The organism is Paenibacillus sp. N3.4, assembly GCF_008017805.1.
Lineage (GTDB): Bacteria > Bacillota > Bacilli > Paenibacillales > NBRC-103111 > Paenibacillus_E.
The window spans coordinates 1-1420 of sequence record NZ_VRTT01000200.1 but is presented as its reverse complement, the minus strand read 5'-3'; the positions used below and the strand labels follow the sequence as shown (position 1 = coordinate 1420).

General features: G+C 46.7%; 1 protein-coding gene. It reads right to left on the bottom strand.

Annotated features, from left to right (window positions below; all coding sequences use genetic code 11):
- Positions 1 to 250 precede the first annotated feature (250 nt).
- Complete coding sequence (locus FU659_RS34920) at positions 251 to 1375, bottom strand: IS110 family RNA-guided transposase (RefSeq protein ID WP_147951733.1); 1125 nt, start codon at positions 1373 to 1375, stop codon at positions 251 to 253.
- Between the last annotated feature and the right edge of the window lie 45 nt (positions 1376 to 1420).

Below are 1420 nucleotides of genomic sequence, written 5' to 3'. Positions count from 1 at the left end.
TGGTTGTTACCTTGAAATCTTGGCACGAAGGCAAAGACGTTGACGGTGGTTAACAGTCTGATATGCGCGGGTTGGGTACCGCATTTCAATCCATCCGTCGCGGAGCTGCCTCGGACTAACGGCGCACATTCGGCTATCACTCAGTGCCTAGTGCATAGCTTAACATGAGGATTCTCCTTACCGGTGTTTTGCCTCCGAGCCAAAATTTCAAATCTCTTTTTTTAATATCCAAAAGTCTTCAGATTACTGACTATGCGACCAATGCTTCTGATTGCTTCTTTTCAATTTCACAACCAATAGCCCAAATGAACCCAATAAGTTCTCTGGCCACAGCTACTGCAGCTTGTTTTCCGGCTTTTCCTCGTGCAGTAATGAGATGGTACTTCTGGTGTAAACGGTGTTGAGCTTTCCATGCAATACGCTTAGCTTCAGGATCTTGTCCTTCCTGACGAGCACGAATTTGTCCTTTTAAAGAAGGGGCATGACGATAGGACCAAGCAGATTCTACGATGACATGGCGAATGTGAGCATTCCCGACCTTCGTGATGGATCCTTGCCAACGACTTGCTCCACTTGAATATTCTTTAGGAACAAGTCCGGCGTATGACATTAATTGCCTGGGACTTGAAAACCGAGAGAACTGACCAATTTCCGCTACTAAGGTGGTCGCGGTTACTTCCGCTACTCCACGCATGGTTTGAAGGGCTTGGATAACTGGTGCGTGAACACTGCTCGTTGCTTGCTCATGAATTTCAGCTTCGATGCGCTTCATTCGGTCCGTCACTTCATCTATGGCGTGAAGATATTCTTGAAATACGATTCGTAACGATGATTTTTCAAAACGAAGACTGTCCAGCCACTCCCTATGCTTAACAGACCAATTCCGTGTTCCTTTTACTGGGCGCAGATCATGACGAAGCAAAAACTGGACAAGACGAAGTCGAGCACGGTGCAAGTCTTCCTTAGCGTCATGACGAGCGCGAACCAAATCTCTCAAAGCTTCATGGTCTTCGTCGGGAGTCCAAACAGGTGTAAGCTCGCCGGCTCGAAGGAGCTGTGCCAGCCTTAATGCATCTCTTCGGTCCGTTTTGATGCGATCTCCAGCACGCCGAGGAATGAGTGTTGGAGCAACAACTACACAGTCAATTCCGAGAGAAAGCAGAAATCTAAAAAGGCCATACCCAGTTGGTCCTGCTTCGTAGCAAACATGCAACTGCTCAGGAGAGCCTATTTTTTTCATGAGCTTGCGGATCGCTTCAGGTGTATGTGGGATGTTTCCGAGAAAACGTGGTTCACCACGTCCAGTATCTGCGACAGCAACAGAAATTGAATCTTTTGAAACGTCTAAACCAACAAATTTTGTGAAATCCTTCATAATAGCGGCTCCTTTCGAATTGTAGCTCTGCATTTGGTTTTAAGT